This window comes from Streptomyces sp. NPDC005962, assembly GCF_040629205.1.
GTDB lineage: Bacteria > Actinomycetota > Actinomycetes > Streptomycetales > Streptomycetaceae > Streptomyces.
On sequence record NZ_JBEXVE010000027.1, the window covers coordinates 1 to 26,033 of the forward strand.

23 protein-coding genes are annotated in these 26,033 nt (G+C 71.2%); 11 read left to right on the forward strand and 12 right to left on the reverse strand.

Annotated elements, in window-relative coordinates:
• The first annotated feature begins 272 nt into the window (after positions 1–272).
• Positions 273–494 carry a zinc ribbon domain-containing protein gene (locus ABZ370_RS33335; protein WP_358628527.1) on the forward strand — a complete coding sequence of 74 codons (222 nt, stop codon included), beginning with the start codon at positions 273–275 and terminating at the stop codon, positions 492–494.
• Positions 495–582: 88 nt separating this feature from the next.
• The gene (locus ABZ370_RS33340; RefSeq protein WP_358628530.1) at positions 583–1,404 is read left to right on the forward strand and encodes a DUF4383 domain-containing protein; all 822 of its coding nucleotides are present in this window, start codon (positions 583–585) and stop codon (positions 1,402–1,404) included.
• Here the strand turns inward: ABZ370_RS33340 and ABZ370_RS33345 are convergent.
• The 4 genes from ABZ370_RS33345 to ABZ370_RS33360 form a co-directional block, all read right to left on the reverse strand.
• Positions 1,364–1,975 carry a class I SAM-dependent methyltransferase gene (locus ABZ370_RS33345; protein WP_358628885.1) on the reverse strand — a complete coding sequence of 204 codons (612 nt, stop codon included), beginning with the start codon at positions 1,973–1,975 and terminating at the stop codon, positions 1,364–1,366. The genes ABZ370_RS33340 and ABZ370_RS33345 overlap by 41 nt on opposite strands.
• Before the next feature lie 204 nt (positions 1,976–2,179).
• Positions 2,180–3,040 carry an HAD family hydrolase gene (locus tag ABZ370_RS33350; protein ID WP_358628532.1) on the reverse strand — a complete coding sequence of 287 codons (861 nt, stop codon included), beginning with the start codon at positions 3,038–3,040 and terminating at the stop codon, positions 2,180–2,182.
• A gap of 49 nt (positions 3,041–3,089) precedes the next feature.
• The gene (locus ABZ370_RS33355; RefSeq protein WP_358628535.1) at positions 3,090–6,161 is read right to left on the reverse strand and encodes a phosphoribosyltransferase domain-containing protein; all 3,072 of its coding nucleotides are present in this window, start codon (positions 6,159–6,161) and stop codon (positions 3,090–3,092) included.
• Positions 6,162–6,181: 20 nt separating this feature from the next.
• Positions 6,182–7,369, reverse strand: coding sequence for an HpcH/HpaI aldolase/citrate lyase family protein (locus tag ABZ370_RS33360; RefSeq protein WP_358628537.1), 1,188 nt, complete (start codon positions 7,367–7,369; stop codon positions 6,182–6,184).
• A 221-nt stretch (positions 7,370–7,590) separates the two neighbouring features.
• Here ABZ370_RS33360 and ABZ370_RS33365 point away from each other — a divergent pair, with 221 nt between their 5' ends.
• The gene (locus ABZ370_RS33365; RefSeq protein WP_358628539.1) at positions 7,591–8,634 is read left to right on the forward strand and encodes a TerD family protein; all 1,044 of its coding nucleotides are present in this window, start codon (positions 7,591–7,593) and stop codon (positions 8,632–8,634) included.
• Between the two features lie 28 nt (positions 8,635–8,662).
• Here ABZ370_RS33365 and ABZ370_RS33370 read toward each other — a convergent pair whose 3' ends face one another.
• The 6 genes from ABZ370_RS33370 to ABZ370_RS33395 form a co-directional block, all read right to left on the reverse strand.
• On the reverse strand, positions 8,663–9,388 hold the full coding sequence (locus tag ABZ370_RS33370; protein ID WP_358628542.1) for a Tellurium resistance: 726 nt from the start codon (positions 9,386–9,388) through the stop codon (positions 8,663–8,665).
• 145 nt (positions 9,389–9,533) lie between these two features.
• A complete protein-coding gene (locus ABZ370_RS33375) occupies positions 9,534–10,709 on the reverse strand; it encodes a DUF475 domain-containing protein (RefSeq protein ID WP_358628544.1) in 1,176 nt (391 codons plus the stop codon).
• A gap of 51 nt (positions 10,710–10,760) precedes the next feature.
• On the reverse strand, positions 10,761–11,336 hold the full coding sequence (locus ABZ370_RS33380) for a TerD family protein (protein ID WP_358628547.1): 576 nt from the start codon (positions 11,334–11,336) through the stop codon (positions 10,761–10,763).
• Positions 11,337–11,484: 148 nt separating this feature from the next.
• On the reverse strand, positions 11,485–12,060 hold the full coding sequence (locus ABZ370_RS33385) for a TerD family protein (protein WP_358628550.1): 576 nt from the start codon (positions 12,058–12,060) through the stop codon (positions 11,485–11,487).
• Between the two features lie 102 nt (positions 12,061–12,162).
• On the reverse strand, positions 12,163–12,621 hold the full coding sequence (locus ABZ370_RS33390) for a peroxiredoxin (protein WP_358628553.1): 459 nt from the start codon (positions 12,619–12,621) through the stop codon (positions 12,163–12,165).
• A 109-nt stretch (positions 12,622–12,730) separates the two neighbouring features.
• Entirely contained in the window at positions 12,731–13,171 is a 441-nt protein-coding gene (locus ABZ370_RS33395; protein ID WP_014060347.1) for a DUF3052 domain-containing protein, read from the reverse strand.
• 495 nt (positions 13,172–13,666) lie between these two features.
• Between ABZ370_RS33395 and aceE the strand changes: the two genes are divergently transcribed.
• Positions 13,667–16,396: a pyruvate dehydrogenase (acetyl-transferring), homodimeric type gene (gene aceE, locus ABZ370_RS33400; RefSeq protein ID WP_358628558.1), complete on the forward strand. Its 2,730-nt coding sequence runs from the start codon at positions 13,667–13,669 to the stop codon at positions 16,394–16,396.
• 192 nt (positions 16,397–16,588) lie between these two features.
• Here the strand turns inward: aceE and ABZ370_RS33405 are convergent, their stop codons facing one another.
• Together ABZ370_RS33405 and ABZ370_RS33410 are read right to left on the reverse strand one after the other, a co-directional pair.
• The gene (locus tag ABZ370_RS33405; RefSeq protein WP_358628561.1) at positions 16,589–16,957 is read right to left on the reverse strand and encodes a peptidase inhibitor family I36 protein; all 369 of its coding nucleotides are present in this window, start codon (positions 16,955–16,957) and stop codon (positions 16,589–16,591) included.
• Positions 16,958–17,070: 113 nt separating this feature from the next.
• Positions 17,071–18,672, reverse strand: coding sequence for an MFS transporter (locus ABZ370_RS33410; RefSeq protein WP_358628564.1), 1,602 nt, complete (start codon positions 18,670–18,672; stop codon positions 17,071–17,073).
• Positions 18,673–18,789: 117 nt separating this feature from the next.
• Between ABZ370_RS33410 and ABZ370_RS33415 the strand changes: the two genes are divergently transcribed.
• From ABZ370_RS33415 to ABZ370_RS33445, 7 genes are all read left to right on the forward strand, one after another.
• Positions 18,790–19,449 (forward strand): TetR family transcriptional regulator, encoded by a 660-nt coding sequence (locus ABZ370_RS33415; protein WP_358628566.1) that lies wholly within the window; start codon positions 18,790–18,792, stop codon positions 19,447–19,449.
• 124 nt (positions 19,450–19,573) lie between these two features.
• Positions 19,574–20,779 (forward strand): alpha/beta hydrolase, encoded by a 1,206-nt coding sequence (locus tag ABZ370_RS33420; protein ID WP_358628569.1) that lies wholly within the window; start codon positions 19,574–19,576, stop codon positions 20,777–20,779.
• 161 nt (positions 20,780–20,940) lie between these two features.
• Positions 20,941–22,032 carry a DUF4429 domain-containing protein gene (locus ABZ370_RS33425; RefSeq protein ID WP_358628572.1) on the forward strand — a complete coding sequence of 364 codons (1,092 nt, stop codon included), beginning with the start codon at positions 20,941–20,943 and terminating at the stop codon, positions 22,030–22,032.
• Positions 22,033–22,145: 113 nt separating this feature from the next.
• Positions 22,146–23,492: a sensor histidine kinase gene (locus ABZ370_RS33430; RefSeq protein WP_358628575.1), complete on the forward strand. Its 1,347-nt coding sequence runs from the start codon at positions 22,146–22,148 to the stop codon at positions 23,490–23,492.
• Positions 23,489–24,169: a response regulator transcription factor gene (locus ABZ370_RS33435; RefSeq protein WP_358628578.1), complete on the forward strand. Its 681-nt coding sequence runs from the start codon at positions 23,489–23,491 to the stop codon at positions 24,167–24,169. Before ABZ370_RS33430 ends, ABZ370_RS33435 begins: the two co-directional genes overlap by 4 nt.
• Before the next feature lie 659 nt (positions 24,170–24,828).
• Positions 24,829–25,323: a GNAT family N-acetyltransferase gene (locus ABZ370_RS33440; protein ID WP_358628581.1), complete on the forward strand. Its 495-nt coding sequence runs from the start codon at positions 24,829–24,831 to the stop codon at positions 25,321–25,323.
• A 67-nt stretch (positions 25,324–25,390) separates the two neighbouring features.
• Entirely contained in the window at positions 25,391–26,011 is a 621-nt protein-coding gene (locus ABZ370_RS33445) for a hypothetical protein (RefSeq protein ID WP_358628584.1), read from the forward strand.
• Positions 26,012–26,033 lie beyond the last annotated feature (22 nt).

Genomic DNA, 26,033 nt, shown 5'->3' on the forward strand with positions numbered 1-26,033 from the left:
GGAGTCGACGCGGAGCGTCGGCGAGTGACGACAACGCCGCAGATGCGCGTGCCAGGGCCCGCGAGCCCGGCCCTGATCCAAACGACAGGCCCTAGGTGCAGGGCCGAGCCGGGGGCCGGGGGCAGATGCTGCCGGAGGGCTGGGCCTGGTGCTTGGGCGCGTGGGCCGGTGCGGGGGTGGACGCTGAGCCCCAGGGCCGGGCGCTCGGCCGGGGCTGGGTCAAGGGGCGGGAATGGGGTTCTGGGGGTGTTCGGGCTGGTTATGCTCCTGGCATGCCTCGCTACGAATACCGCTGCCGCGCCTGCGGGACCACCTTCGAGCTCAGCCGGCCCATGGCCGAGTCCTCGGCGCCCGCGTCCTGCCCGGAAGGGCATGGCGACACGGTGAAGCTGCTGTCGACCGTCGCCGTCACCGGCGGCTCCGCCTCCTCCTCGGCACCGGCCGCGCCCGCCGGTGGCGGGGGCGGATGTTGCGGGGGCGGGTGCTGCGGCTGATCCTGGGAGGTACGTCATCGGGGGTACGTAAAACGGCACGTACCCCCGCGTACCCACCGGGTACGGCCTCGCCGGTTAGGAGGCCGACATGGCTACTGGCCGCCCCTCCCCCATCGGTCCGCACCCCGCGGGCACCGCGCGGCATTTTCCGGAGCGGATCGGCGGGCACACCAAGCTGGACGAGCATCTGCCGGTCGACCACCGGCTGAGCCGGGTCTACCGCATCGGCGCGGGGCTGATGGGGCTGGTCCTCGTCGCCTTCGGCATCCTCGGGCTGACGGACAACATCGGGTTCTTCGACATCGGTGGCGCGACCGCCGCCGGGCTCAACACCAACGGCGCGCTGAGCGTGCTGTCCATCGCCATCGGGGTGCTGCTGTTCATCGGCATGGTCATCGGCGGCAACTTCGCCTCGACGCTCAACCTGGTGCTCGGGCTGCTCTTCCTGCTGAGCGGCTTCGTCAATCTCGCGCTGCTGGAGACCAGCTTCAACTTCCTGGCCTTCCGGCTGCAGAACGTGCTGTTCAGCTTTGTGGTGGGGCTGATGCTGATGTGGTTCGGGATGTACGGGAGGGTCAGCAGCAAGCTGCCGCATGACAACCCGTACTGGATCGCCCGCCACCCCGAGCAGGCCCAGCGCGAGGCCCGGGCGCGCGAGGTCGTGGCCGCACGGCGGCAGGCCGCCGAAACGGGCGGCACGCAGGCGCACGGCGCCGAAACGGGCGGCGCGGAGGAAAGGGCGGCGGAGACGGGTGGCGGGCAGCCGCCCGGGAAGTGGGGGAAGCTGGACCGGGGGCCGGGCGACACGGCCACCCCGGCCGAGACGAGCCGCCCCCGTCGGCGCCGCCGCCACCGTGGCGAACGGCAGGTCAGCGGCGACGAGCCAGGGTCAGGCCGTCGGCGATCGTGAGCATGACCGCCTCCATGCGGTCATCGGCCGCCACATGGTCGTTGAACGACTTGATCGCGGCACCGCCACCACTGGCCGCCGGGTCGACGACGGACCCGCCGTAGAAGACGTTGTCCGCGACGATCAGCCCGCCCGGGTTCAGCCGCGGCACCAGCTCCTCCCAGTACGGGATGTAGTTGCCCTTGTCCGCGTCGAGGTAGACGAGGTCGATGTGCGGCTCGGCGGGCATCGCGCGCAAGGAGTCCAGGGCGGGCGCGATCCGCAGGTCGATACGGTCGGCGACGCCCGCCTCGGCCCACGCCTCCCGGCCGTACGCGGTCCACTCGTCCGACACGTCGAGCGCGATCAGCGTGCCGTCGGCGGGCAGGGCCTGCGCCATGGACAGCGCGGAGAAGCCGGTGAAGGTGCCGACCTCGACGATGTGACGGGCGCCGGTCAGCCGGACCAGGAACGCCAGCAGCGGGCCCTGCTCCTCGGCGGACTGCATCCCGGCGTACTCCGCCAGCCGGGCGTGGGTCACGTCGACCAGTTCGCGCTGCACGCGGTCGAGCGGCGGGTTGTGGGCCAGCATGTAGCCGTACAGCTCGCTGGTGATCGGAGTGCTCTTGCTCTCGGCCACGGGGCCCCTTCGTCGATCCGAATCCGGTCCGGTCGGGTTCCGGCCCGATTGCGTTCCGGTGCGGTCGCGTTCCGGTGCGATCCGGTGGGGAACCGGTGCGGTACTCAACCGGAATCAACCGGAACCGGCCCGACTGTAACGCGCACCGCCAGTAGATCAGCCCCGGCCGCGGGAAACCGCGCGAATGACCTCGCGGCGTGCCTTCGCCCGGTGCAGGGCGGCGTGTTCGGACAGGGCGCGGGCGATCGCCTCGCCCGCCGCGACGCCCTGCTCCTCCACCGCCGTGACCCGCGGCGCCGTCCAGCCCGCGGTGGCCAGTTCGCCGTGGCCGGGGCGCCAGGCCTGGTCGGCGGCTTCCAGCAGGTCGGCGTCGAGGAGCGAGTCGCCCGCGGTGAGCACCTCGTCCGCGCCCGTGCGGCGCTTGATCTCGGCGACGGCCGCGCTCTTGGTCAGCGGCTTCGGAACGGCGTAGATCTTGCGGCCCTGGAGCGAGACGGTCCAGCCGCGCGGCTCCGCCCACACCGCCAGCTCCTTGACGTAATCGTCCGGCAGCAGCTTCCGCTCCACGACGAGGTACGCGAACAGGCCCTCCGCGACCCGCTCCTTGAGCAGCCAGGACGGGTCGGAGGTGGCGGCCAGGTGGGCGCGGACCTCCTCCAGGGGGGCGCAGCCGTCGGCCAGGGCGCTGCGCACGCCCGCGTGCCACTCGGGGTCGGACTCGCCGTCGACCAGCAGATGGCCGCCGTTCGCGCAGATCGCGAAGCGGGGGGCCGGGCCGGGGAGATGGACGCGCCCGTACTGCTCGCGGGTGCGGGTGGTCGTCGGTACGAAGACGGCGGTGCGGGCCAGCTCCGCGATCAGCCCGGCCGCGGCCTCCGTCAGGTACGACAGCGGCTTGCCCTCGTACACCTCGACGCACAGCAGCCGGGGCGCCTCGCTGTCGGGCATGTCCAGGCCGAGCGCCGCCGCCGAGTAGATCAGCGTACGGTCGAGATCACTTGCCACCAGAACGGTCATCGGGCCGCCTCCGCGGGGTATCCGTACGCCGGGTAGGTCATCGTCGCGTTCATCTCGACGCCACCGCCTTGCCGTCCGCGCCCGTGGCGCCTCGTGTGTAGCGCGGGTGGATCAGCCCCACGCAGGTGTACGGCAGGCCGTCCGCTTCTTCGACCGGCACCCCGCGCTGCTCGGCGAGCAGCCGGACATGGTCCAGGTCCGCGCCCGCGCCCCGCTTGGCGAGGATCTTCCACGGGACGCGGCGCAGCAGCACGCGCGTCGTCTCGCCGACGCCCGGCTTGACGAGGTTGACGTCGTGGATGCCGTACTCCTCGCTGATCCGCTCGACGGCCCGCCACCCCTCCCAGGTCGGGGTGCGGTCGGCGGCGGCCAGCTCCTTCGCGTCGGCCGCCACGTCGTCGGCGACCTCCGGGAAGCGGGCCGTGATGGCGTCGAGGAAGGCGCCGGAGAGGTCCGCGTCGGCCAGCTCGCGGTAGAACTTCGCGCCGTGGAAGTCGTCCGGTCCGACGAGGTCGGCGCGGAGCACGGTGCGCGATATCAGCCCGGAGACGGTCGAGTTGAGGCACGCGGAGGGGACGAGGAAGTCGTCGCGGGTGCCGTAGGTGTCGACACAGCGGCCCGGGTCGGCGAGGACCGCGATCCGCGGGTCGAAGTCGGGGTACGGGGCGAGCGCGTCCGACAGCTCGCGGGTGATCGCGCCCTTGCCCGTCCAGCCGTCGACGAAGACGACATCGGCCGGGTCGTGGTGGTCGGCCAGCCAGCGCAGCGCGGCGGTGTCGATGCCACGGCCGCGCACGATGGACACCGCGTAGTGCGGCAGGTCGAGCCCGTGGGCGTGGCGCGCCCAGCGGCGCATCAGCACGCCGACGGGCGTACCTGCCCGGGCGAGCGAGACGAGGACGGGGCGCGGGGAGCGCTCGGCGAGCACGGTCTCGGTGACGGTGCCGACCGCGCGCGCGATCCGGCCCGCGGAGGCCGCGAGCGCGGCCCGGAACAGCTCCTGGTAGTCCTCGCTGGGCTGGTACTCGACGGGCAGCGACTCGGCGTAGTGCGCCCCGCCGCTCTGGATCGCCTCCTCGCGCTCCTCGGTGGGGGCTTCGAGGGTGACGTGGGAGAAGTCCCGGAGCAGCCAGCCGACGTCGTCGGGGGCGTACGACGAGAACGCGGGACCGCGCAGGGGTTCGGGCGGCGCGTGGTGCATGGAGGGGGCCTGCCGTTCGGGGACGGGAGCGGTGGGGGTCGGTACGTAGGAGGGGACGACGGCCAGCAGCAGCCGGTCGGTGTGCGCGGCCAGCCGCGCGAGCAGCCCGTCGGGGGCGTGCAGCGCGGGGGTGTCGGCGGCCGAGTCGACGACGGCGACGACCGCGTCGAAGCGGCGCGCGGGGTCGGCGCCGGGCGCCACGTTGTACGCGTAGCGCGGCCCGGGCCCGTCGGCGGGGGCGTCGTGGGCGGGGAAGGTGAGCGCGGTGCGGATCGCGTAGCCGGGGTCGTCCACGGCGAGCACGGGCGACCGCGTGGTGGTCGAATACCGCACTTCGGCCCCGTCGAGCACCCCGTCCAGCGCCCCGGCGAGCCGCAGCGGCGCGTACATCAACTCCTCGAACCCGAGCACGAGTACGCGGCGCGGCTCGGCGGCGGGGGTGCTCCGGCCCGGCAAACCGGCCGCACCGGCGGCACCCGCCGCCCCGGCCGCAGCGCCGTCGCCCCACCCGGGCGCCCCGCCACGCACCGGCGCCGGGCCGGTACCCGCCCGGTCCGACGGGCCGGGGACATCGGCGGCGCCCACCGCCCCGGCCGATGCGGGCTCCGGCCCGGTGTGCGCCGACCCGTCGGCGGGCGGCACGGCCAGGGCGGGCGAGCCCGGCCCGGCCGGGGTCCCGGGGGCTCCGGTCAGGGCCTCGGCGAGGCGTGATGCCATGGCCGGAAGCGCCGCCTCCAGGCGGGCGCGGTGGGCGGGGGTGAACCCATGGCGCCCGCCGTCCGGCAGGCCTTCCGGCCAGCCCAGCTCGACCCGGGCGGCCCTCGGGGCGCCGTCCGCCCGGCGCGCCCCTGCCGATCCGGGCGGCCCGGCCTCGTCGGCGGGGGCCGCGGCCTCTGCCTGGGCGGCGGGGGCGGACGTCCGCGGGTCTGCCTCCCGCGCGGCCTGGGCCCCGCTCGTCGCCGGAGCGGCTCCGGTAGCCGGGCCCGCGGGCCCGGACGGCGACGCGCCGCCCAGCACGGACCGTGCCCCGTGGTCCGCCCCCGGGCTACCCGCGTCGCCACCGGCCGCGGGCCCGGATGGCGGCCTACCGCCCCACGCCGCCGGGGCGGCCGGAGCCGCCAGAGCCACCGGGGTGGCTCCGACCGTCGGGCCACCCGGGCCATCGGCATCCGGCACCGCCGCCGCGAGGCTCTCCGCCGTCGCCCCCTCCCCCGCCGGGGCCGGGGTGTGGGCGGCTACCAGGGTTCGGCCTCGTTCCAGGACGTCGTCCGGGAGGTGGACCGTGCCTGCCGCGGCGGAGACGAGGTCCACGCGGGCGCCCAGGTCGGCCGCGAAGGCGTCCAGGCGGGCGCGGTCCCCGGGGGAGCGCATGTCGACCAGGGCGACCACCACATAGCGGTCGCGGGGGAAGCGGCGGTGGAGGGCGGCGATGGTGTTGAGGACCGTGCGGCCGGTGGAGAACTCGTCGTCCACCAGGACCAGCGGGCCGTCCGTGGCGAGCAGCCGGGGGTCTTCCGGGAGCAGCAGATGGGACGTGGCGTGGCTGTGCTCCTCCTCGAAGCCGCCCACCGTGGGCACGCCCGCGACCGGGCGGCGGGTCGAGTGCAGGTACGGGGCGAGGGAGAGGCCGTCGGCGACGCTGTGGCCGAGGCCGGTGGCGGTCTCGGCGTAGCCGAGGACGACGGCGCGGGCGGCCGCCTCGTCGCCCAGCAGGGCGCGCACCTCCTGCCCGAGGCTCACGCCCGCGCCGTGGACGGCGGCGGGCCGCTGGGGGACGTGTTTGCCGAGCACGTTCGACACGAGCAGATGCGCCCGCTTGGGGTTGCGCCGCAGGGCGAGCCCGAGCAGCCCTGGCAGCCGCCCGTCGCCGTCGAGCCGTACGCCGAGCCGGTCCGCGACCCACTGTCCCGACCACACCACGCTGTCTGCCTCGTTTCCTCTCACGCGGTCCGCAGGCCGGCGGCCAGCAGTTCCACGAAGCTCACGTCCTCCCGGGCGACGCCGAAGACCTCGGCGCGCTGCAGGGTCCTCTCGGCCCAGGCCCGGTGCGGTTTCACCTCGTTCATTTTGTTGGTGTACGCGGAACGCAGCACACCGCCCCCGCCGCGCTCGGGTTCGAGGATGTCCACCGCGTCGCTGAACTCCTCGTGGCTGACGACGGACAGGGCGTGCACCGGGGCGACATGGGTGGGGTGGATGCAGGTCTTGCCCTGGAGCCCGTTGGCCCGGTCGAGTTCGATCTCGCGCAGCAGTCCGTCCATGTCGTGCTCGATGAGCGCGGCGCGCAGCGATTCGGCGCGCCCGGAGAAGGGGCTGAGCCGCAACTGCGGTTTGAACATGCGTTCGTGCTGCTTGAAGTACTCCCACACCGGGCCGGTGACGGTGAATCCGGTGCCGTCGGCCCGGCCCAGCATGTTCACTACGTCGCCGATGACGGAGGCGACGAGCTGGACGTCGTACGCGGTCATGTCGGGCGCCCGGCGCAGCGCGTACGCGGAGCACAGGTCGGTCACGCCGAGCCGCAGCGCCAGCACCCGCTCCCGGTATTTGTCGACGATCCGGCCGATCCCGGCGAGGGTGTCGGTGCGGGTTTCGCGGTGCATCAGCTCGGGCGACTCCAGGACCGGCATCGCATACAGTCGCCGCTTCCCCAACACCTCGGCCACCTCGCGGCTTTCGGCCGCTATCAGCGCCTCCAGGAACGGAACGCCGCGCTCCTCGGTGAACTTGGGCAGTACGAATCCGGACAGCAGCCGCACGGCCGGTCCGAGCCGCCGGACGAGGTCGACGATCTGCTCGGGGGTGCGGACCCGGATGAAGAGCAGCGGCAGATCGGTGTCCGCGCCGCGCTCGGCGAGGGCGGCGAACTGCCGGACGAGGTTCTCCTCGGCGCTCGGCACCTCGGCGTCATGGATCGAGTCCTCCAGGCACAGCACCATGGAGACAACGCCCTGACCAGCCTGTTTGGTGATGTCCTCGGCGAGGGCGGGCCGGGTGGCGGGGCTGTAGAGGGTGGCGCCGAGAGCGACGGCGAGGGTCCGGGCCGGTGAGTCGACCGTGAATTCCACGGGCTGCTGGTGGAAGAGGCGCGTCCGCACCTCGTCCGGCAGATGTCCAAAATGCCGCATGTATCTCCCCGCACTGCCGGTTCCCCACCCGGGCCACACGATCCTCGGGTGGCCGATTATCGTACGTCCGAGCCCTGGTCAAAAGTTCCCCAAGGCCGTGAAAATCACGTAACTCCTCTGCGTCGCTCAGGTATCCGGCATGCCCGTCCGGCCACATCCCACCAGCTCTTCCCCGCCCCCTGCGTTGTCCCGGCACCCTGCGGGAGGGCAGGATTACCGCCATGACGCACGCCATGCTGAAGGGATCGAACATCCCGCTCGAGGCCACGGCCATACGCGCGGTGCTGCGCTGGACCCCCGGCACGGACGTGCCGGACGTCGACGCCTCGGCCCTCCTGCTGAACAGGGACGACCGCGTGCGCTCGGATGAGGACTTCGTCTTCTACAACCAGCCACGGCACCCCTCCGGCCTGGTCCGGCACCTGCCCAAGAAGCAGGCGCCCGAAGGGCTGACGGACACCATCGAGGCCGATCTGACCGCGCTGGAGCCGGAGGTGAACCGGGTGGTGCTCGCGGCGTCGGCGGACGGCGGCACCTTCGGACAGGTACGGGATCTGAGCCTGCTGCTGTACGACGCGTCGCCGTCGGCCGCCGAGGAACCGCTGGCGATCTTCGCGGTGCTGCCGGAGACCGGCAAGGAGATCGCGCTGGTCTGCGGCGAGCTGTACCGGCGGGGGGACAGCTGGAAGTTCCGCGCGCTGGGGCAGGGCTATGAGTCCGGGCTGGTCGGGCTGGCCACGGAGTACGGCATCTCGGTGGACGACGGCGAGGCCGCGGAACGGGACCGGGGCGCCGAGGAGCCGGAGGCCGCCGTGGCCGAGCCCCTGTCCCCGCCGGGCCCGGGCCTGGCCTCCAGCCAGGCCGAGACGGCCGCTCTGCCGCATCCTCGACCCCTGCCGCAGCCCGACCCCTGGGACTCTCAGGCGACCCAGCCGTACTCCCCCTCGCAGGACGCCACGGCGGGCGTCACGGGCGCCGCGACGGGCGACGGCGACTACTACCTGCCGCCACAGCCGCCCGGACCGCCCCAGGCGCCGCAGCAGCCCCCGGCTCCGGCCTATCCGCAGCCGCCCGCCCAGCCCCCGGCACAGCCCGCGTACGGCTACCCCCAGCAGCCGAGCTACGGCTACCCGCAGCCGCCCGCATACGGCTATCCGCAGCAGGTGCAGCGGACCGATCCGCCGCCCCCGCCGCCGCTGCCGATGCCGTTCCCCGACCCCAACTTCGCCCTGCCGCCACAGGGGCCGCAGTTCCAGAAGCGCTAGCCGACGCGAGCGCCGGTGGTGGCGGCGGTTACACCTTGGACTTGTAGCCGCGGCCCCACTGGAGGCCCCATCCGTAGAGCCGGTCCAGCTCGGCCTGGAAGCCGTAGACGTACTTCACCTCGCGGCGGACGACGATCTCGCCCTTGACGTTCTCCAGCATGACCACGGCGCAGGAGCGGGCCTGCGGGGCCCGCTCGTCGAGCGCGATCTCCACCCGCGGGCCGTTGCTGGGGAAGAGCGTGACCATGCCATGGGTACGGTCGAAGGCGGGCGTGCCGTCGTAGATGTAGACGAAGACGAGTAGACGCTTGATGTCGTCCTTGTGGTCCAGATTGATGTATATCGTCTCGCCCATGCCGGAGCCGAACCGGTCATCCCCGCTGAGCTTCACATACGGCGCCTCGTTGAGGTTGCCGAAGAAGTCGCCGAGTGGCTGGACCACGCCCTTGGCGCCGCTCTTCAGCTCGTACATGACGGCCAGGTCCAGGTCGACGTTGACCATGGCGGGCCCCTGGGCCTGCACCACCTGCGGCTTGAACATCTGCAGCGGGTGACGCAGCAGACTGGGCCTCCGGCTGTTGAAGTCCGAGGTGCGCATCTGCCAGGACAGATTGATCCGCAGGTTGCCGCTGGCGGCGCCCTGTTTGGTCAACGAGATCGCCGAGTTCCGCTTGGTCAGCTCGACCGCGCCGGTCGCGTCACCGCTTTCGAACTCGCGCCACGCGGACCGCCCCCAGTTGCTCCAGAACGCCATCGTGCGCACCCCCACCCTTCGTGGCTCCCACTGCCTCAACACCGCTCCATGAGCAGCGGGGCGGCCGGGAGGTCAAAAGACCTCGGCCGCCCCGCTGAGAGCGTTCCTCAAACGCCGGTGCGTCACACTCCGGCAGTCGGACTGCTCAGACTCCGGACGTCACTTCCGTTTTCTCCTCGGAATCGGCTCCGCCGCCATGCCCCTCCCGGCGGTTGCGGACGACCGAGGACCAGTACGAGGCGCCGATGAGGAGGACGCCCACCAGGCCGGTGATGACCTCGTTGATCTCGAACTTGATGGTGACCAGCAGAATGGCGGCCAGCGCACCGATCGCGTAGTGCGCGCCGTGCTCCAGGTAGACGTAGTCGTCCAGGGTGCCCTGGCGGACCAGGTAGACGGTCAGCGAACGGATGTACATCGCGCCGATGCCCAGACCCAGCGCCATCTCGAAGATGTCGTTGGTGATCGCGAAGGCACCGATCACGCCGTCGAAGGAGAACGAGGCGTCGATGACCTCGAGGTAGAGGAACATGAAGAACGCGGCCTTGCCCGCCATGCCGACCACCGTGGCGCCGCTGCTGCCGCGCTGCCCGCTCTCCGCGGGCTTCTTCTCGTCAGAGCCGTCAGCGCCTTCCGCGCCGTCGCCATCCCCTTCGTCCTCGTCGTCCTCTTCGAGCTTGTCCTCGAAGAATCCGGAGACCCCGTTGACGACCAAGTACGTCATCAGACCGGCGACCCCGGACAGCAGCACGGTCGCGCTCTTGTCGCCGCCGCCGTGCGCCACGTCGGTGGCGAGGGTGGTGGCACTGACCAGCAGCACGGCCAGGGCGATGACGACCGAGAAGGTGTCCAGCTTGCCGAGCTTGGACAGCGGCTTCTCCAGGAAGCCCAGCCAGCGGATGTCGCGCTCCTCGAAGATGAAGTCGAGGAAGATCATCAGCAGGAACATCCCACCGAAGGCCGCGATCGCCGGGTGGGCGCCCGTGACCAGGTGTTCGTACTTTTCCTTGTCATTGATCGCGAGGTTCACGGCCTCGATCGGTCCCAGCTTCGCCGTGATGGCGACGATGACCACCGGGAAGACCAGGCGCATGCCGAAGACTGCGATGAGAATGCCGATGGTCAGGAAGATCTTCTGCCAGAAGGCATTCATCTTCCGCAGGATGCCCGCGTTGATCACCGCGTTGTCGAACGAGAGCGAGATCTCGAGGATGGAGAGGATTCCGACGATCGCGAGCCCCTTCCACCCCCAGAGGACGCCGGCCAAGGCCAGACCGATCGCCGTGACGGCGAACGACCAACCAAAGGTTTTGAGGAGCACTGGCAACCCAATCCTTCTTCGTACGGTCTCCCCCGCGCCTGTTACGCGGCTTTACGAAACGTTGACCCCGAAGTCTAGAGCGATGCCCCGGAGCCCCGACGCGTACCCCTGCCCCACTGCACGGAACTTCCACTCGCCGTTGTGCCGGTAGACTTCTCCGAAGATCATCGCGGTCTCGCCTGAGGCGTCCTCGGAGAGGTCGTAGCGGGCCAGCTCAACGCCGTCCGCCTGGTTCACCACTCGGATGAACGCGTTGCTGACCTGCCCGAACGTCTGGCGCCTGGCGTCGGCGTCATGGATCGAGACCGGGAAGACGATCTTGTCGACCCGCTCCGGGACCTTGCTGAGGTCGATCAGCACCGACTCATCGTCGCCGTCGCCCTCCCCGGTGAGGTTGTCGCCGGTGTGCTCCACGGAGCCCTCAGGGCTCTTGAGGTTGTTGTAGAAGACGAAGTACTCATCGCCGAGCACCCGCCCCGCCTCGCACAGCAGCGCGCTGGCGTCGAGGTCGAACGGTGCTCCGGTGGTGGAGCGCGCGTCCCAGCCCAGGCCCACGAGCACCTGGGTGAGATTCGGCGCGGCCTTGGACAGGGAGACATTGCCCCCCTTGGCGAGTGTGACGCCCATGATCCTGGTCCCTCCCCGGGGTAGTGCGTGGTACGACGCGCATCCGGCGCCGCACTCCCGCCTGTCGCGTGCAGGGGTGCGGCGCCGGACGAGACGGCCCGGCGCGCCCGGCCGAGGGTTCATGGCCCGGCCGGGCGCCTGGGCCGGTTCAGACGTTGACGCCGAAGTCCTGCGCGATGCCACGCAGCCCCGAGGCGTACCCCTGACCGATGGCGCGGAACTTCCACTCCGCCCCGTTCCGGTACAGCTCGCCGAAGACCATGGCGGTCTCGGTGGAGGCGTCCTCGGAGAGGTCGTAGCGGGCCAGCTCGTTGCCGTCGGCCTGGTTCACCACTCGGATGAACGCGTTGCGCACCTGGCCGAAGCTCTGCTGACGGGTCTCGGCGTCGTAGATCGACACCGGGAAGACGATCTTGGAGACATCGGCCGGGACACCGGCCAGGTTCACCTTGATCTGCTCGTCGTCGCCCTCGCCCTCACCGGTGATGTTGTCACCGGTGTGCTCGACGGAGCCGTCGGGGCTCTTGAGGTTGTTGAAGAACACGAAGTTCTGGTCGCTGGCGACCTTGCCTTCGGTGTTGGTCAGCAGGGCGCTGGCGTCGAGGTCGAAGTCGCTGCCCGTGGTCGTACGGGCGTCCCAGCCCAGACCGACGACGACCGCGGTCAGGTTGGGGGCTTCCTTGGTCAGCGAGACGTTGCCGCCCTTGCTGAGGCTGACTCCCACGAGTCCTCCCAAAAAGGTTCGTCAGGAGCACGGTGTGCCCCTATCTCTATGAGGTTTCCCAACAGGATCAACGCGTCGATCCTGGTGAGCGGTTCCCGCCCGTTACAGGCTTTCGAGAGCCTTGGCGTAGTCGTTCAGGTCCCGGGCGTCGGGCAGGCCGTTGACGATCGTCCAGCGGACCACGCCCTCCTTGTCGATGACGAAGGTGCCGCGCACCGCGCAGCCCTTCTCCTCATCGAAGACGCCGTAGGCGCGGCTGGCCTCGCCGTGCGGCCAGAAGTCCGACAGCAGCGGGTACTCCAGACCCTCCTGCTCGGCGAAGACCCGCAGGCTGAAGGGCGAGTCGTTGGAGACCGCGAGCAGCTGCACATCGTCATTGACGAACGTCGGCAGCTCGTCGCGGAGCGCGCACAGCTCGCCGGTGCACACGCCGGTGAAGGCGAACGGGTAGAAGAGCAGCACGACGTTCTTCTCGCCGCGGAAGTCGGAGAGCCGGACCGACTCACCGTGCTGATTCTTCAGCTCGAAGTCCGGGGCCTTCGTACCGACCTCTATGGCCATGGGAGCCATCCCTTCACATCAAAGTCTCGACTGATCACGCCCACCCTACGCGCCGAGCCCCCCACCGAAAGGGAACGGCGGGGGGCTCGGCTATGTAGGTCCTTCGGCCTCAGCGCTTGCCCGAACGGGCGGCCTTCGGAGTGACCAGGCGGCTGCCGGTCCAGTCCTTGCCCGCGTTGAAGCTCTTCGTCTGGGACAGGCCCGCGGTGGTCGCGGCCTCATTGATGTCGCTCGGCTCGACATAGCCGTCACGCCCGGTCTTGGGCGTCAGCAGCCAGACCGGTGCGCCGTCGTCGATCATCTGGATGGCGTCCACCAGCGCGTCCGTCAGATCACCGTCGTCCTCTCGGAACCACAGCACAACGGCATCGGCCACATCGTCGTACTCCTCGTCGACGAGCTCCTGGCCGGTGATCTCCTCGATGGACTCGCGGAGCTCCTGGTCGACATCGTCGTCGTAGCCGATCTCCTGGACCACCTGCTCGGGCTGGAAACCCAGCCTCGCGGCAGGGTTGGTCCGCTCCTCCGCGTGGTCCGCGGTCGCGCTCACGGATTGCCTCCTGTCATCTTTCGTTCACTCTTCGAGTCTGTCAGCGCCCCGCGCGCGTACGCGAAGCATTGGGGCGTAGTCCACACGGGCCGGGCGGATCGCGCAAGTACCCGGCCAGCGATCCCGCCCAAACGTTGACGTGTCGCCGCAACTCCCATCAGGGAGGAACGGCACGGAACGGCATGCTGCTGCCCGGATTACCCCGTTATGCCCAGCTTACGTGTGTGTATCGACACCCTACGCCGCCCGGAGCCGAACGGCCGTACGCAGGTGCCCCCGGACGTGGGCGTAAGGTTGCGATTTGGCCGTCGCGACGCCGACCACACGCCGACCGGCACCGTCCGGCCCGGCGAGCGGCAGTCTCGCCTGGTGGTGGTTACCACTCGGTAGAGGTGACGTATCCCGTACCCGAGGTACACGATGGAGACCGGCGCGACAGCAGCAGAGCACGTATCCATGTCCGTGCACAGCACGACCGAAAAGCGAAGGAATAGCGTGGCTTCCGGATCAGATCGCAACCCGATCATCATTGGCGGCCTTCCCAGCCAGGTCCCGGACTTCGATCCCGAAGAGACCCGGGAGTGGCTCGACTCGCTCGACGCGGCCGTCGACGAGCGAGGCCGGGAACGGGCCCGCTACCTGATGCTTCGCCTGATCGAGCGCGCCCGCGAAAAGCGGGTGGCCGTGCCCGAGATGCGCAGCACGGACTACGTCAACACCATCGCCACCAAGGACGAGCCGTTCTTCCCCGGCAACGAGGAGATCGAGCGGAAGGTCCTGAACGCGACCCGCTGGAACGCGGCGGTGATGGTCTCCCGTGCGCAGCGCCCGGGCATCGGGGTCGGCGGCCACATCGCCACCTTCGCCTCGTCCGCCTCGCTGTACGACGTGGGCTTCAACCACTTCTTCCGCGGCAAGGACCAGGACAGCGGCGACCAGATCTTCTTCCAGGGGCACGCCTCCCCCGGTATCTACGCCCGCGCCTTCCTGCTCGACCGGCTGTCCGAGAATCACCTGGACGGATTCCGTCAGGAGAAGTCCAAGCTCGGTCACGCGCTGTCCAGCTACCCGCACCCGCGGTCGATGCCGGACTTCTGGGAGTTCCCGACCGTCTCGATGGGCCTCGGCCCGCTCGGCGCCATCTTCCAGGCCCGGATGAACCGCTACATGGAGGCGCGCGGCATCGCCGACACCTCCAACTCCCACGTCTGGGCGTTCCTCGGCGACGGCGAGATGGACGAGCCCGAGTCGCTGGGCCAGCTGTCCCTGGCCGCCCGCGAGGGCCTGGACAACCTCACCTTCGTGGTCAACTGCAACCTGCAGCGGCTCGACGGCCCGGTGCGCGGCAACGGCAAGATCATCCAGGAGCTGGAGTCGCAGTTCCGCGGCGCCGGCTGGAACGTGATCAAGCTGGTGTGGGACCGCACCTGGGACCCGCTGCTCGCCCAGGACCGCGACGGTCTCCTGGTCAACCGGCTCAACACCACGCCGGACGGCCAGTTCCAGACGTACGCCACCGAGACCGGTGCGTACATCCGCGACCACTTCTTCGGCGACGACCAGCGGCTGCGCACGATGGTCGACGGCATGACCGACGACCAGATCCTGCACCTGGGCCGCGGCGGTCACGACCACAAGAAGATCTACGCGGCGTACGCGGCGGCCAAGGCCCACAAGGGCCAGCCGACCGTGATCCTCGCCCAGACCGTCAAGGGCTGGACGCTCGGCCCGAACTTCGAGGGCCGCAACGCGACCCACCAGATGAAGAAGCTGACGGTCGACGACCTCAAGGGCTTCCGCGACCGGCTGCACCTGCCGATCCCGGACAAGGAGCTGGAGTCCGGCGTTCCGCCGTACTACCACCCGGGCCCGGAGTCCGAGGAGATCCAGTACATGCACGACCGCCGCAAGTCGCTGGGCGGCTACGCGCCGACCCGCGTCGTGCGCGCGAAGCCGCTGCAGCTCCCCGGCGACAAGGCCTACGCGGCGGTCAGGAAGGGCTCCGGCCAGCAGCAGATCGCCACCACCATGGCGTTCGTGCGGCTGCTGAAAGACCTCATGCGGGACAAGGAGATCGGCAAGCGGTTCGTGCCGATCGCCCCCGACGAGTACCGCACCTTCGGCATGGACTCGCTCTTCCCGTCGGCCAAGATCTACAACCCGCTGGGCCAGCAGTACGAGTCCGTCGACCGTGAGCTGCTGCTCGCCTACAAGGAGTCGCCGACCGGGCAGATGCTGCACGACGGCATCTCCGAGGCGGGCTGTACGGCCTCGCTGATCGCGGCCGGTTCGGCGTACGCCACGCACGGCGAGCCGCTGATCCCGGTCTACGTCTTCTACTCGATGTTCGGCTTCCAGCGCACGGGCGACCAGTTCTGGCAGATGGCCGACCAGCTCGCGCGCGGCTTCGTCCTGGGTGCGACCGCCGGGCGTACGACCCTGACCGGTGAGGGCCTCCAGCACGCGGACGGCCACTCCCAGCTGCTGGCCTCGACCAACCCGGCCGTCGTCGCGTACGACCCGGCGTTCGGCTTCGAGATCGCCCACATCGTGCGGGACGGTCTGCGCCGGATGTACGGCGAGAACAGTGAGGACGTCTTCTACTACCTCACCGTCTACAACGAGCCGACCCGCCACCCGGCCGAGCCCGAGAACGTCGACATCGAGGGCATCCTCAAGGGTCTGCACCGCTTCCGGCAGGGCGAGTCGGGCACCCACCCGGCCCAGATCCTCGCCTCCGGCGTCGCGGTCCCGTGGGCCCTGGAGGCCCAGCGGATGCTGGCCGAGGACTGGGACGTCCGCGCCGACGTCTGGTCCGCCACCTCCTGGAACGAGCTGCGCCGCGACGCGGTGGAGACCGAGGAGCACAACCTGCTCCACCCGGAGGAGGAGCAGCACGTCCCCTACGTCACCCGCAAGCTCGCCGACGCGGAGGGCCCGAAGGTCGCCGTCTCCGACTGGATGCGCGCCGTCCCGGACCAGATCGCCCGCTGGGTCCCCGGCACGTACCAGTCGCTCGGCGCCGACGGCTTCGGCTTCGCCGACACGCGCGGCGCGGCGCGGCGCTTCTTCCACATCGACGCCGAGTCGATCGTGCTGGGCGTGCTGACGGAGCTGGCGAGGGACGGCAAGGTCGACCGCTCGCTCCTGAAGCAGGCCATCGACCGCTACCAGCTCCTGGACGTAGCAGCCGCCGACCCGGGCCCCGCGGGCGGCGACGCGTAACCGTCACGCGAGCGCGACAGCGCGAAGCGCCGGGCGAGCTGGGGTGCCAGCTCGCCCGGCGCTTTCGTGTGCCCGCCGCCGGGAGCACAACGCCCCGCCGAACAACGGCCCAGAGGCCCCCGGGGTCCAGGGGTGGCCCCTGGTTCGGGAAGGGGCGGGGTGGGGAACAAGACCCCGGCCCCGCCCCGTGCGTCACCGCTCCCAGATCTTGAAGGCCCGTACCTGGTAGGACGTTTCGGGGGACCAGGAGCCGGTGGGGTGGGTGCGGAATTCGCCTGTTTCGGCGCACTCCGCGCTCTGGTACGCCGTCACGGGGCGGCCCGTGCGGTTGGCCAGGGACGCGGCCGAGGCGCCGCGGGGCAGGGGTACGCAGCTTTCGATGTCGGTGTCGGCCAGTTCATGGACCTGGCGCGCGCCCGTGAAGGCTGCCTTGTGCCAGAGGCACAGCTGCCCCGTGGCACAGCTGCCGAGCCGGGGCCCGGGCGCCGCGGCGTGGGCGGAGGCGGGGGCCAGGGTGCAGGCCAGGGCGAGGACCGCCGTGGCCAGGATGGTCTTGCGCATATGGATCACTCCCCGTGTGGAAATGCGAACGGGAGCCAGCCTGTCGGCCGACTCCCGTCCCCACCACGGGGTTGGTGAAGGTCCACCCGGATAGGGGGCTTGACCCTGAGAGGTCAGATATGCACGCCCCCGCCGCCCGCGTCCGCGTTCTCACCACCCTTGGTGAACACCGCGACCAGCGCCGCGACGGCGGCGACCACGGCGGAGACGGTGAAGGCGAGCCCCATCCCCGACACGAACGTGTCATGCGTGACGCTCGTGATCTTCCCCAAGATCTCCGGCGGGGTGCTCTTGGCCGCCGGCGGGATGCCGACCGCGACCGCGTCGGCCGCCTGGGACGCCTGCTCCCCCCTCAGGGGCGGCAGTCCGGCCTTGGCCCACTTGTCGGGCAGGGTGTCGTCCACCTTGCCCGCCATGACCGCGCCGAGGACGGCCGTACCGAGGCTGCCGCCGACCTGCATGGCGGCCTGCTGGAGGCCGCCCGCGACACCGGCGTGCTCGATCGGCGCGTTGCCGACGATGACCTCGGTGGCGCCGACCATCACGGGGCCGAGACCGAAGCCGAGGAGGGCGAACCACACGGACATCTCGACCGTGCCGGTGCCGACCTCCAGGCCGGAGAGCCCCCACATGGCGACGGTGGTGAGCGTCATGGACACCACCAGCGGCCCCCGCGGCCCGAACCGGGTGATCAGCGCTCCGGCGATCGGCGAGGAGACGATCATCGTGGCGGTCAGCGGCAGCAGGTGCAGACCGCTGTCGACCGGGCTCATGCCGTGCACGTTCTGCAGGTAGAAGGTGACGAAGAACAGCCCGCCCAGGAATCCGAAGGCCATGAGCACCATCAGGATGGTCCCGGCGGTCAGCGGCAGCGAGCGGAAGATGGACATCGGCAGCAGCGGCTCGCGGGTCTGGTTCTCCCAGATCACGAAGACGATGAAGAGGGCGGCCGCGGCGCCGAGGAACATCAGCGTGTTGGCGCTTCCCCACCCCCACGCCGTGGCCTTGATGAGCGCCCAGATCAGGCAGAACATGGCGCCGGACAGCAGCACGATGCCGGGGAGGTCGAAGGACCGCGGGGCGTTCTCGGCCCGGTGGTCCACGAGGAGGATCACGCCGAGGACGACGGCGAGGATGCCCACGGGCAGGTTGATGAAGAAGACGGACTGCCAGCTGACGTGCTCGACGAGCAGTCCGCCGACGATGGGTCCGGCGGCGGTGGAGGCGCCGATCACGGCGCCCCAGATACCGAGGGCGATGTTGAGTTTCTCGGCGGGGAAGGTGGCGCGCAGCAGACCGAGCGCCGCGGGCATCAGCAGCGCTCCGCCCAGGCCTTGCAGCACCCGGAAGCCCACGACCAGTGCCACATCGCTGGAGAAGCCGATGGCGGCGGACGCGGCGGCGAAGGCGACGACACCGACGAGGAAGGTCTGCCGGTGGCCGAAGCGGTCACCCAGCTTGCCCGCGGTGATCAGCGCGACCGCCAGGGCCAGCAGATAGCCGTTGGTGATCCATTGGACATCGGCGAGCGAGGCGCCGAGGTCCCTCTGGATGGCCGGGTTCGCGATGGCGACGATCGTGCCGTCGAGGGCGACCATCGTCACACCGATCGCGACGGTGAAGAGCGTCAGCCAGGGGTGCCCTCGCAGCCCCTTCGGGGAATCCTTTATAGGAGGTTCCGGCGCCGAGTCGGCGACGGTGGTCTCAGACGTCATGCTCGGAGGCTAATGTCAGCGTCTGACAATTGACAAACTGATTCATCAGCTGGTCTCTGTCGTATTGGCCACAGGTATGGTGGCCTGCCGAAACGCGACAGAAAGCGAGCACGAGAGGTGACAGCGGACGAGGCGGTGGCACCGCCACCGACCGGACTGCGCGAACGCAAGAAGCAGCGGACCCGCGGCGCGCTGGTGCGCTCGGCGCTGGATCTGTTCACCTGCCAGGGGTACGACCACACGACGGTGGACGAGATCGCGGAGTCGGTGGACGTCTCACAGCGCACCTTCTTCCGCTACTTCGCCAACAAGGAGCAAGTGGCCTTCGCCACCCAGGACTCGGCGGAGTCGCACTTCTTCGCGGCACTGTGCGCCCGCCCCGCCCACGAGGCCCCGCTGGCCGCCCTGCGCAACGCCGTCCTCGGGGCCTGGGGCAGCATCGGGGACTCCCTGGAGGAGCTGGTTCCGGCCGAACTCCACATGCGGATGTACCGGGTGATCGAGTCGACGCCCGCGCTGCTCGCCGTCCATCTGCGCCGCACCGCGGAACTGGAGGAGCGGATCGCCTCGGAGATCGCCCGCCGCGAGGGCCTCGACGTCTCCCTGGACCCCCGGCCGCGGCTGCTGACCGCGATGTTCGGCGGCGTGATCCAGATCGCGGGGAAGCTGTGGGGCGAGGGCGACGACGACTCCACGGACGCCCTGCGGGACATCACCGCGTTTCACCTGGACCATGTGGGCCCGGCCCTCGCCGAGAACTGGCGCGCCGAGCGGTAAACCCGACAAGAGGCACCAAAGGCATCAAATCCGACATAAGTTTCCGTCAAAATCGCGCTCTCAAACGTGAGGTAGATCACGGTATTTGGCGCTGGTGGGCGGGCTTCTCCTAGGGTGTCCCGCGGTGACTTCCTTCTCGGAGCTCGGTTCTCCCTCCCCCGGTTCCACCGCCTGGCGCGCTCTGCTCGCCCTGGCGGTGGTGTTCGTCCTGCTCGCCACCACCGGCTGGACGGCCATACGGAGCCACAGAGGAGCCTCGGACCCGCTCTCCGCGTCGGTCGGCGCCTGGCGCCACAGCACCCTCGACGGTCACGCCCTGCCCGACCCGTACGCCTCGCCGCGCTTCCTCGGCCGCTGGCTGGACTCGCTCACCAAGGCCCAGCGCGACCGTCTCGTCGACCGCTACCCGCTGGTCGTCGGCAACCTCAACGGCGCTCCGGCGCGGCTGCGCTACCGCGCCAACCGGATCGCGCTGACCCAGGCCCGGGACATCGAGCGGCGCCGGATGCACAACGGCGAGCTGACCCCGTTCGGGCGCCATGACGCCGGGCGGCGGATGCACCGGTACGAGGACCTGCTGAGCGGGCAGCGGCAGATCCTGTCGTTCGATCCCTCGGGCGCCGGCCGGGCCGCCGAGGTCTTCGGCGACCTCGCCCACGCCCAGCGGGTCTCGGTCGTGGTGCCCGGTGTGGACACCAACATCCTGACCTTCCAGAAGTCCGACCGCCCGTACACGGCGACCGTCGGCATGGCCCGTGCGCTCTATCACAACGAGCGCACCCAGGCCCCGGACACCAGGACCGCCGTGATCGCCTGGGCCGACTACACCTCACCGGCCGGTATCGGCATGGACGCGGCCACCGGCAAGCTCGCCGCGCAGGGAGCGCTGCGGCTGCGCGCGCTGGTCAACGCGCTGCCCGAACCGGCCCGCGTCTCGCTGATGTGCCACAGCTACGGCTCGGTGGTGTGCGGGGTCGCCGCCCGCGACCTGCCGCCCAGGGTCACCGACATCGCGGTGGCGGGCAGCCCCGGCATGCGCGCGGACCGCGCCTCGGAGCTGGGCGCCGGGCGCCGGGTGTGGGCGATGCGGGACTCCGGCGACTGGATTCAGGACATCCCGCACCTGGAGGTCGGCGGCCTCGGCCACGGCGCCGATCCGCTCTCCTCCGGTTTCGGGGCCCGCGTCCTGTCCGCCGCCGGGGCCCAGGGACACGCCGGGTACTTCGACCCCGGCACCACCAGCCTGGACAACTTCGCCCGGATCGGGGTCGGCCGGGTCAAGACCGTGAGCTGCGGGGACAGTGCGGCGTGCACCGCCGGGCTGAGCTGACCCGCGGATGACCGAGCCGACCCGCGGATGAGGGCACGGCAGCCGGGCGGTGGGCACGCGGACAGGGACGGGGACGGCGCGTACTGGCATCGCCCTAGACGTTTGACGCGCGTAGCGCTCAAGGGGGGACGGGCGGGCCACCGCCGCATACGATGAGCCGCATGGGTGATGTGCTGGCCGGTTTTCAGACCGTCTGGGAGTTCGACACCGACTCCGTGCTCATCCGCTTCGAACGGGGAATCCGCACGCCGAAACTGCTGCAGGCGCTCGGCGAACGGCACATCCCCTACGAAGCGTTGTCCGCGGTCGATCTCGCTCCTGGTAAACGTGGAACGGTGGTGTTGCGCGCGGTGCCCAGACCCGGCGCCGATCCGCTGATGGACGTCGCCGACGGGCAGCTCAAGGAGGGGTACGACCCGTACCGCCTGGTGCTGCCCGCCGAGCGCGCGTCCCTCGCCGAGTACTACGCCGAGGAGCTGCGCGGTGCGCTCGGGCCCGGCGCGGGCACCGCTTCCGAGTCCCATCTGGTGGCGGCGCCCCCGCCGCCGCTGTCCTTCAAGGCGTACGACGGCAAGGCGTCCTTCGACGGCAAGGCGGTGTCGTTCCGCTGGTTCTGGACCGGCGCGTCCTCGGCGAAGTGGAAGGCCGGGGACCAGCGGTTCCGGATCGACGAGCTGGCCGGGGTGGAGTGGCGCTCGCCCGAGAACCGGGGCTCGGGCGGCGCGGCCGCGAAGGCGGCGGCCACGGCGCCGGTGGAGGACCCGGATGCGCGGGGAGCGGACGCGCAGGGTCCGGTGAGCCACGGCACGGCCGCGGGGAAGAGCACCGGAGGCAGGAGTTCCGGTGCCAAGGGCTCCGGTTCCCGGAGCTCCGGTACGAAGGGCTCCGGTTCCTGGGGCTCGGCCCCCAAGAGCGGCGGCCACGGCCATCTGCGGCTGGTGCCGCGCGGCGCCGAGGACCAGCCCGCGGGCCGCCCCGACCAGGACCCCGCGGCCGTGGTGTTCGGGATGGGGTACGGGCTCGTCCACGAGTCCCTGCCGTTCGCCGCCGCCGTACTGGAGGCCGTACGGGCGTCCGCCCCCGCGCCGTGTGCCGAGGGCTCCCCCGCACCGGCCCGCGCCACGGCCCCGGCGCGCCGCGACCCGGCCGACATCGCCGACCGCATCCGCCACCTCGGCGAGCTGCACACGGCAGGGCTGCTGACCGACGAGGAGTTCAGCGCGAAGAAGGCCGAGCTGCTGGCGGAGCTGTAGGCGGGCGCTGTGAAGGGGGAACCAGGGCGTCGAGCCCCTACCCAGGTATGAGCCATAAGTGGGCTCCCAGGTATGACGTGCGTCAGGGGCGCCGACCCTACGCTGAAGCGACCATGTCCTCACCCTCCACCGCCGCCTCCCCGACCACGGCGTCCACCGCGCACGAGAGCCTGTCCGCGGCCGCCCGGCGGCAGGCGGGCGGGCTCGCCCGGGCCCTGGTGACCCCGAGCTATCCGGCGACCCCGCTGCTCGCGGGGGCCTCCCGGCCCTGGCGGCGGAAGGTGCCGTACGCCGTCGCGATGATCCTCACCACCGTCCTGGTCCCGGTCACCGCCCAGCTCCTCTCCCACGACTACGGAGTGAGCGGCGGTCTCGCCACCCTGCTGGGGATCGCCCAGGCCACGCCGCTGCTGCTGGCGGTCACCCGTCCCCTCCAGGCGTGGTGGATCGTCTTCCTCGCCGATGTGACGACCGCGCTGGTGGTGCTGGGCACCTCCGGCCTCCAGCACCGCATCTGGCCCTGGCAGCCGCCCGCCATCGTCGGCTACCTCTTCCTACTCCTCGCCCTCGCGCTGCGCGAACCGCGCCGCACCCTGGTGGCGGTGTGGCTGGTCACCGGGGGCTCCGGGCTCCTCCTCGGGATGGCGTTCCAGACCAGGAGCGACGGCAGCAATGTGCTGCTGTTCGTGCTCAGCGGCGTGGTGCTGCTGGTCGGCGGCGCGCTGCGGGAGCGCGGCGACGTCCAGCGGCGGCTGGCCGAGCAGGAGACCATCAGCGAGGCCGAGCGGGCGCACCGCACGCTGCTGGAGGAGCGCGCCCGTATCGCCCGCGAGCTGCACGACGTCGTCGCCCACCACATGTCGGTGATCACGGTGCAGGCGGACAGCGCCCCGTACCGGATCGGCGGGCTGCCGCCCGAGGCGGAGCGGGAGTTCGGCACGATCGCCGCCACCGCCCGCGAGTCCCTCTCCGAGATGCGGCGGCTGCTGGGCGTGCTGCGCAGCGAGGAGACGCGCGGCGAGCGCACCCCGCAGCCGGGGCTGCGCCAGGTGCCGCAGCTGGTCGAGGCGACGGTCCGGGCCGGGATACCCACCGAGCTCTCCATCGGCGACGAGGTGGCCGGGCTCGGCGCGCTGCCGCAGGCGGTGGATCTGTCCGCGTACCGGATCGTGCAGGAGGCGCTGGCCAACGTCGTGCGCCACGCCCCCGGCGCCGCCACCCGCGTCTCGGTCTCGGTGGCCGAGGGCGGCTCCGGGCTGACCCTCCTCATCGTCAACGGCCCCCCGGCCGAGGCCCCCTCCAGACCTCTAGAGACCAGCGGCACCGGCCACGGCCTGGTGGGCATGGTCGAGCGCGTCCGCCTCGTCGAGGGCATGCTCGACACCGGCCCGCTGCCGGACGGCGGCTTCCGGGTGGCAGCCCGGCTCCCCCTCCCAGACCTGGAAGAGACGGCCTCATGACCATCCGCGTGATCATCGTCGACGACCAGGCCATGGTCCGCGCGGGCTTCGCCGCGCTGCTCGCGGCGCAGAGCGACATCGACGTGGTCGGCGAGGCCCCGGACGGCCGCCAGGGCGTGGACGTCAGCCGCCACACCCACCCGGACGTCGTCCTCATGGACGTCCGCATGCCCGAGATGGACGGCCTGGAGGCCGCCCGCCAGCTCCTCGAACCACCCCGCGGTGTCACCCACCGCCCGAAGGTGCTCATGCTCACCACCTTCGACGTGGACGACTACGTCTACGAGGCCCTGCGCGCCGGCGCCAGCGGCTTCCTCCTCAAGGACGCCCCACCGGCCGACCTGATCTCCGCGGTCCGCGTCGTCGCCGCGGGCGAAGCGCTCCTCGCCCCCTCCGTCACCCGCCGCCTGATAGCCGAATTCGCCCGCCAGCGCCCCACCCCCCGCCGCAACACCTCCCTCCTGCGCCGCAGCGGCCTCACCCCACGCGAGACGGAGGTCCTGGAACTGATCGCCCGCGGCCTGTCCAACCAGGAGATAGCGGAGTCGCTGATCCTCGCCGAACAGACCGTCAAAACCCACATAGGCCGCGTCCTGGCCAAACTAGGCCTCCGCGACCGCGCCCAAGCGGTGATCTTCGCGTACGAGTCCGGCCTGGTGACCCCGGGCAGCGGCTAGCGGGCCGCGGTGTCAGCGCACCCGGTTCCCCAGGACGACACCCCGGCCGACGAAGAACCGTCCGAGGTCCGCCCAGGGCACCTGGTGGTACTGCTGCGAACGCCCCGGGAACCGTTCCTGAAGACTGAGCAGGAGTGAGCCCGATCAGCCGCACGCCCCGAACGGTTGTGGGCGCACTGGTCCCCGGCGTACTCAACCCCGGGGCGGCGACACGCATCCTGTGCGTGGTCCGGGTCCGGGAGGCCAGTTCCCTGCGCGACCTGGCCAGTGGTACGGCCAGAGGCGACGGGGAGGCCTCAAACCATCCACTGGTGGAGCGAAGGCCCCGCACACTGGCGCCGTACCGGCGTCCCAGATCGCACAAGCACGCTAACCCACCCGCCCCACGGCGCCGCAAGCCCACGAGCCGACCATCACACGATCGAGCTAACTCGACCTCGTGCGCAGTCTCCTGCGGACCCGTACTCCTCCGGCTCTTCTGCCACAGCGGATCATCGGCCGACGCGCGAGCGCCCGTCACGAACTCGGGTACGAGGTCCGCGGACTCCCACTGCGAGTAGTAGGGCACGTGGTGCGTCGTCGAAGAGGCGGCAGTCATGGCCACAGTCTGCTAGTGAACGCACATACGCGGCGGCTGTCCCGCCCTGGGAAGGAGCCTTGTGTCTCATGTTTCCGTGCGTCCCGCGACCATCGCCGACCGGGCGGTGGTGGAGCGGCTGTGGCTGATGTTCCGTCATGACCTGTCGGAGTTCGACGAGGTGCTGCCGGATGCCGACGGGACGTTCCACGCCGACCGGCCCCGGACCGTCCTCGGCGACGCCGACTGGGCGGCGTACCTCTTGACGGTCGGCGCGCGCCCGGCGGGGCTCGCGCTGGTGCGGGGGCTGGGCGGTTCGACGCGGGTGCTCAACACTTTCTTCGTCGTGCGCGGTGCGCGCCGGGCGGGGGTTGGTCTGCGGGCGGTCCGGCAGGTGGTGGCCAGGCATCCGGGCCGGTGGGAGGTCGCCTTCCAGGACGCGAACGCGGGCGCGGTGCGTTTCTGGCGGCGCGTCGCCACGGAGATCGCCGGGGACGGGTGGGCCGAGGAGCGCAGGCCGGTGCCGCGGCGGCCGGATCTGCCGCCCGACGTCTGGATCTCCTTCGACCACCGCTGAGTGTCAGTGCGGTGCGGGACGATGTCCCATACCGAGTCGGCACAGTGTGTAAACGGGGGACCGGATCATGGGAATGTCCAGTTTCTGGGCGGTGGGGGCGCTCGGCGCGGAGGACATCGGGGAGCTGGCGCGGCGTGCGGCCCCGGCGATCGCGGCCGCGGCGGCCCGTCCGTCCGCGGTGGCGGCCTGGGGGCGCTGGGAGCGGGATGCCGCGCGGGGTGGCGGGGCGGTGCCGGTATGGGGGGCCGACGGCTACAACACGGAGGAGGCGCTGCACCTGTACGGCATGGTCGACGACTCCGCCTTCGACGCCCTGGACCGGTCCTGTGAGCTGCACGTGATGGAGTGGTGGGACCGGTTCGACGGCGATGTCGATCCGTTCATCGTGGCGGTCCGCAAGGACAACCCCGTGGCGGCCCTCTTCCACGGCCTCGGCCCCGCGCGGGCGGCGGCGCTGCCGGGGTGGGCGGGGGACGCGGTGGTCACGTCCGCCGGGGTGCGCCGTCTGCTGCCCGCCGTCGAGGGGGCGTTCGCCCTGACGGGCGCGGAGCGCGCCCGGGCGCTGGCCCGGATCGGCGACTGGCCGGGCGATCAGGAGCCCGAAGAGCTCCTCGACGGCCCGCCGCGGGTGTGGCAGGACGCGGCCGGGGCCGGGATGGGGCTGCTGGCGTCCCGCATCTGGTTCTGAGGGGGAGCCCGCGGGGTCCCGT

Excerpts from the sequence above, each read along its gene's own strand:
- ABZ370_RS33445 (WP_358628584.1), top strand. The coding sequence starts at position 25,391 with ATGGGAATGTCCAGTTTCTGGGCGGTGGGGGCGCTCGGCGCGGAGGAC.
- ABZ370_RS33365 (WP_358628539.1), top strand. The coding sequence starts at position 7,591 with ATGACGCACGCCATGCTGAAGGGATCGAACATCCCGCTCGAGGCCACG.
- ABZ370_RS33390 (WP_358628553.1), bottom strand. The coding sequence starts at position 12,621 with ATGGCCATAGAGGTCGGTACGAAGGCCCCGGACTTCGAGCTGAAGAAT.
- ABZ370_RS33350 (WP_358628532.1), bottom strand. The coding sequence starts at position 3,040 with ATGACCGTTCTGGTGGCAAGTGATCTCGACCGTACGCTGATCTACTCG.
- ABZ370_RS33340 (WP_358628530.1), top strand. The coding sequence starts at position 583 with ATGGCTACTGGCCGCCCCTCCCCCATCGGTCCGCACCCCGCGGGCACC.
- ABZ370_RS33405 (WP_358628561.1), bottom strand. The coding sequence starts at position 16,957 with ATGCGCAAGACCATCCTGGCCACGGCGGTCCTCGCCCTGGCCTGCACC.
- ABZ370_RS33435 (WP_358628578.1), top strand. The coding sequence starts at position 23,489 with ATGACCATCCGCGTGATCATCGTCGACGACCAGGCCATGGTCCGCGCG.
- ABZ370_RS33360 (WP_358628537.1), bottom strand. The coding sequence starts at position 7,369 with ATGCGGCATTTTGGACATCTGCCGGACGAGGTGCGGACGCGCCTCTTC.
- ABZ370_RS33410 (WP_358628564.1), bottom strand. The coding sequence starts at position 18,672 with ATGACGTCTGAGACCACCGTCGCCGACTCGGCGCCGGAACCTCCTATA.
- ABZ370_RS33345 (WP_358628885.1), bottom strand. The coding sequence starts at position 1,975 with ATGCTGGCCCACAACCCGCCGCTCGACCGCGTGCAGCGCGAACTGGTC.
- ABZ370_RS33380 (WP_358628547.1), bottom strand. The coding sequence starts at position 11,336 with ATGGGCGTCACACTCGCCAAGGGGGGCAATGTCTCCCTGTCCAAGGCC.
- ABZ370_RS33425 (WP_358628572.1), top strand. The coding sequence starts at position 20,941 with ATGGGTGATGTGCTGGCCGGTTTTCAGACCGTCTGGGAGTTCGACACC.
- ABZ370_RS33335 (WP_358628527.1), top strand. The coding sequence starts at position 273 with ATGCCTCGCTACGAATACCGCTGCCGCGCCTGCGGGACCACCTTCGAG.
- ABZ370_RS33370 (WP_358628542.1), bottom strand. The coding sequence starts at position 9,388 with ATGGCGTTCTGGAGCAACTGGGGGCGGTCCGCGTGGCGCGAGTTCGAA.
- ABZ370_RS33430 (WP_358628575.1), top strand. The coding sequence starts at position 22,146 with ATGTCCTCACCCTCCACCGCCGCCTCCCCGACCACGGCGTCCACCGCG.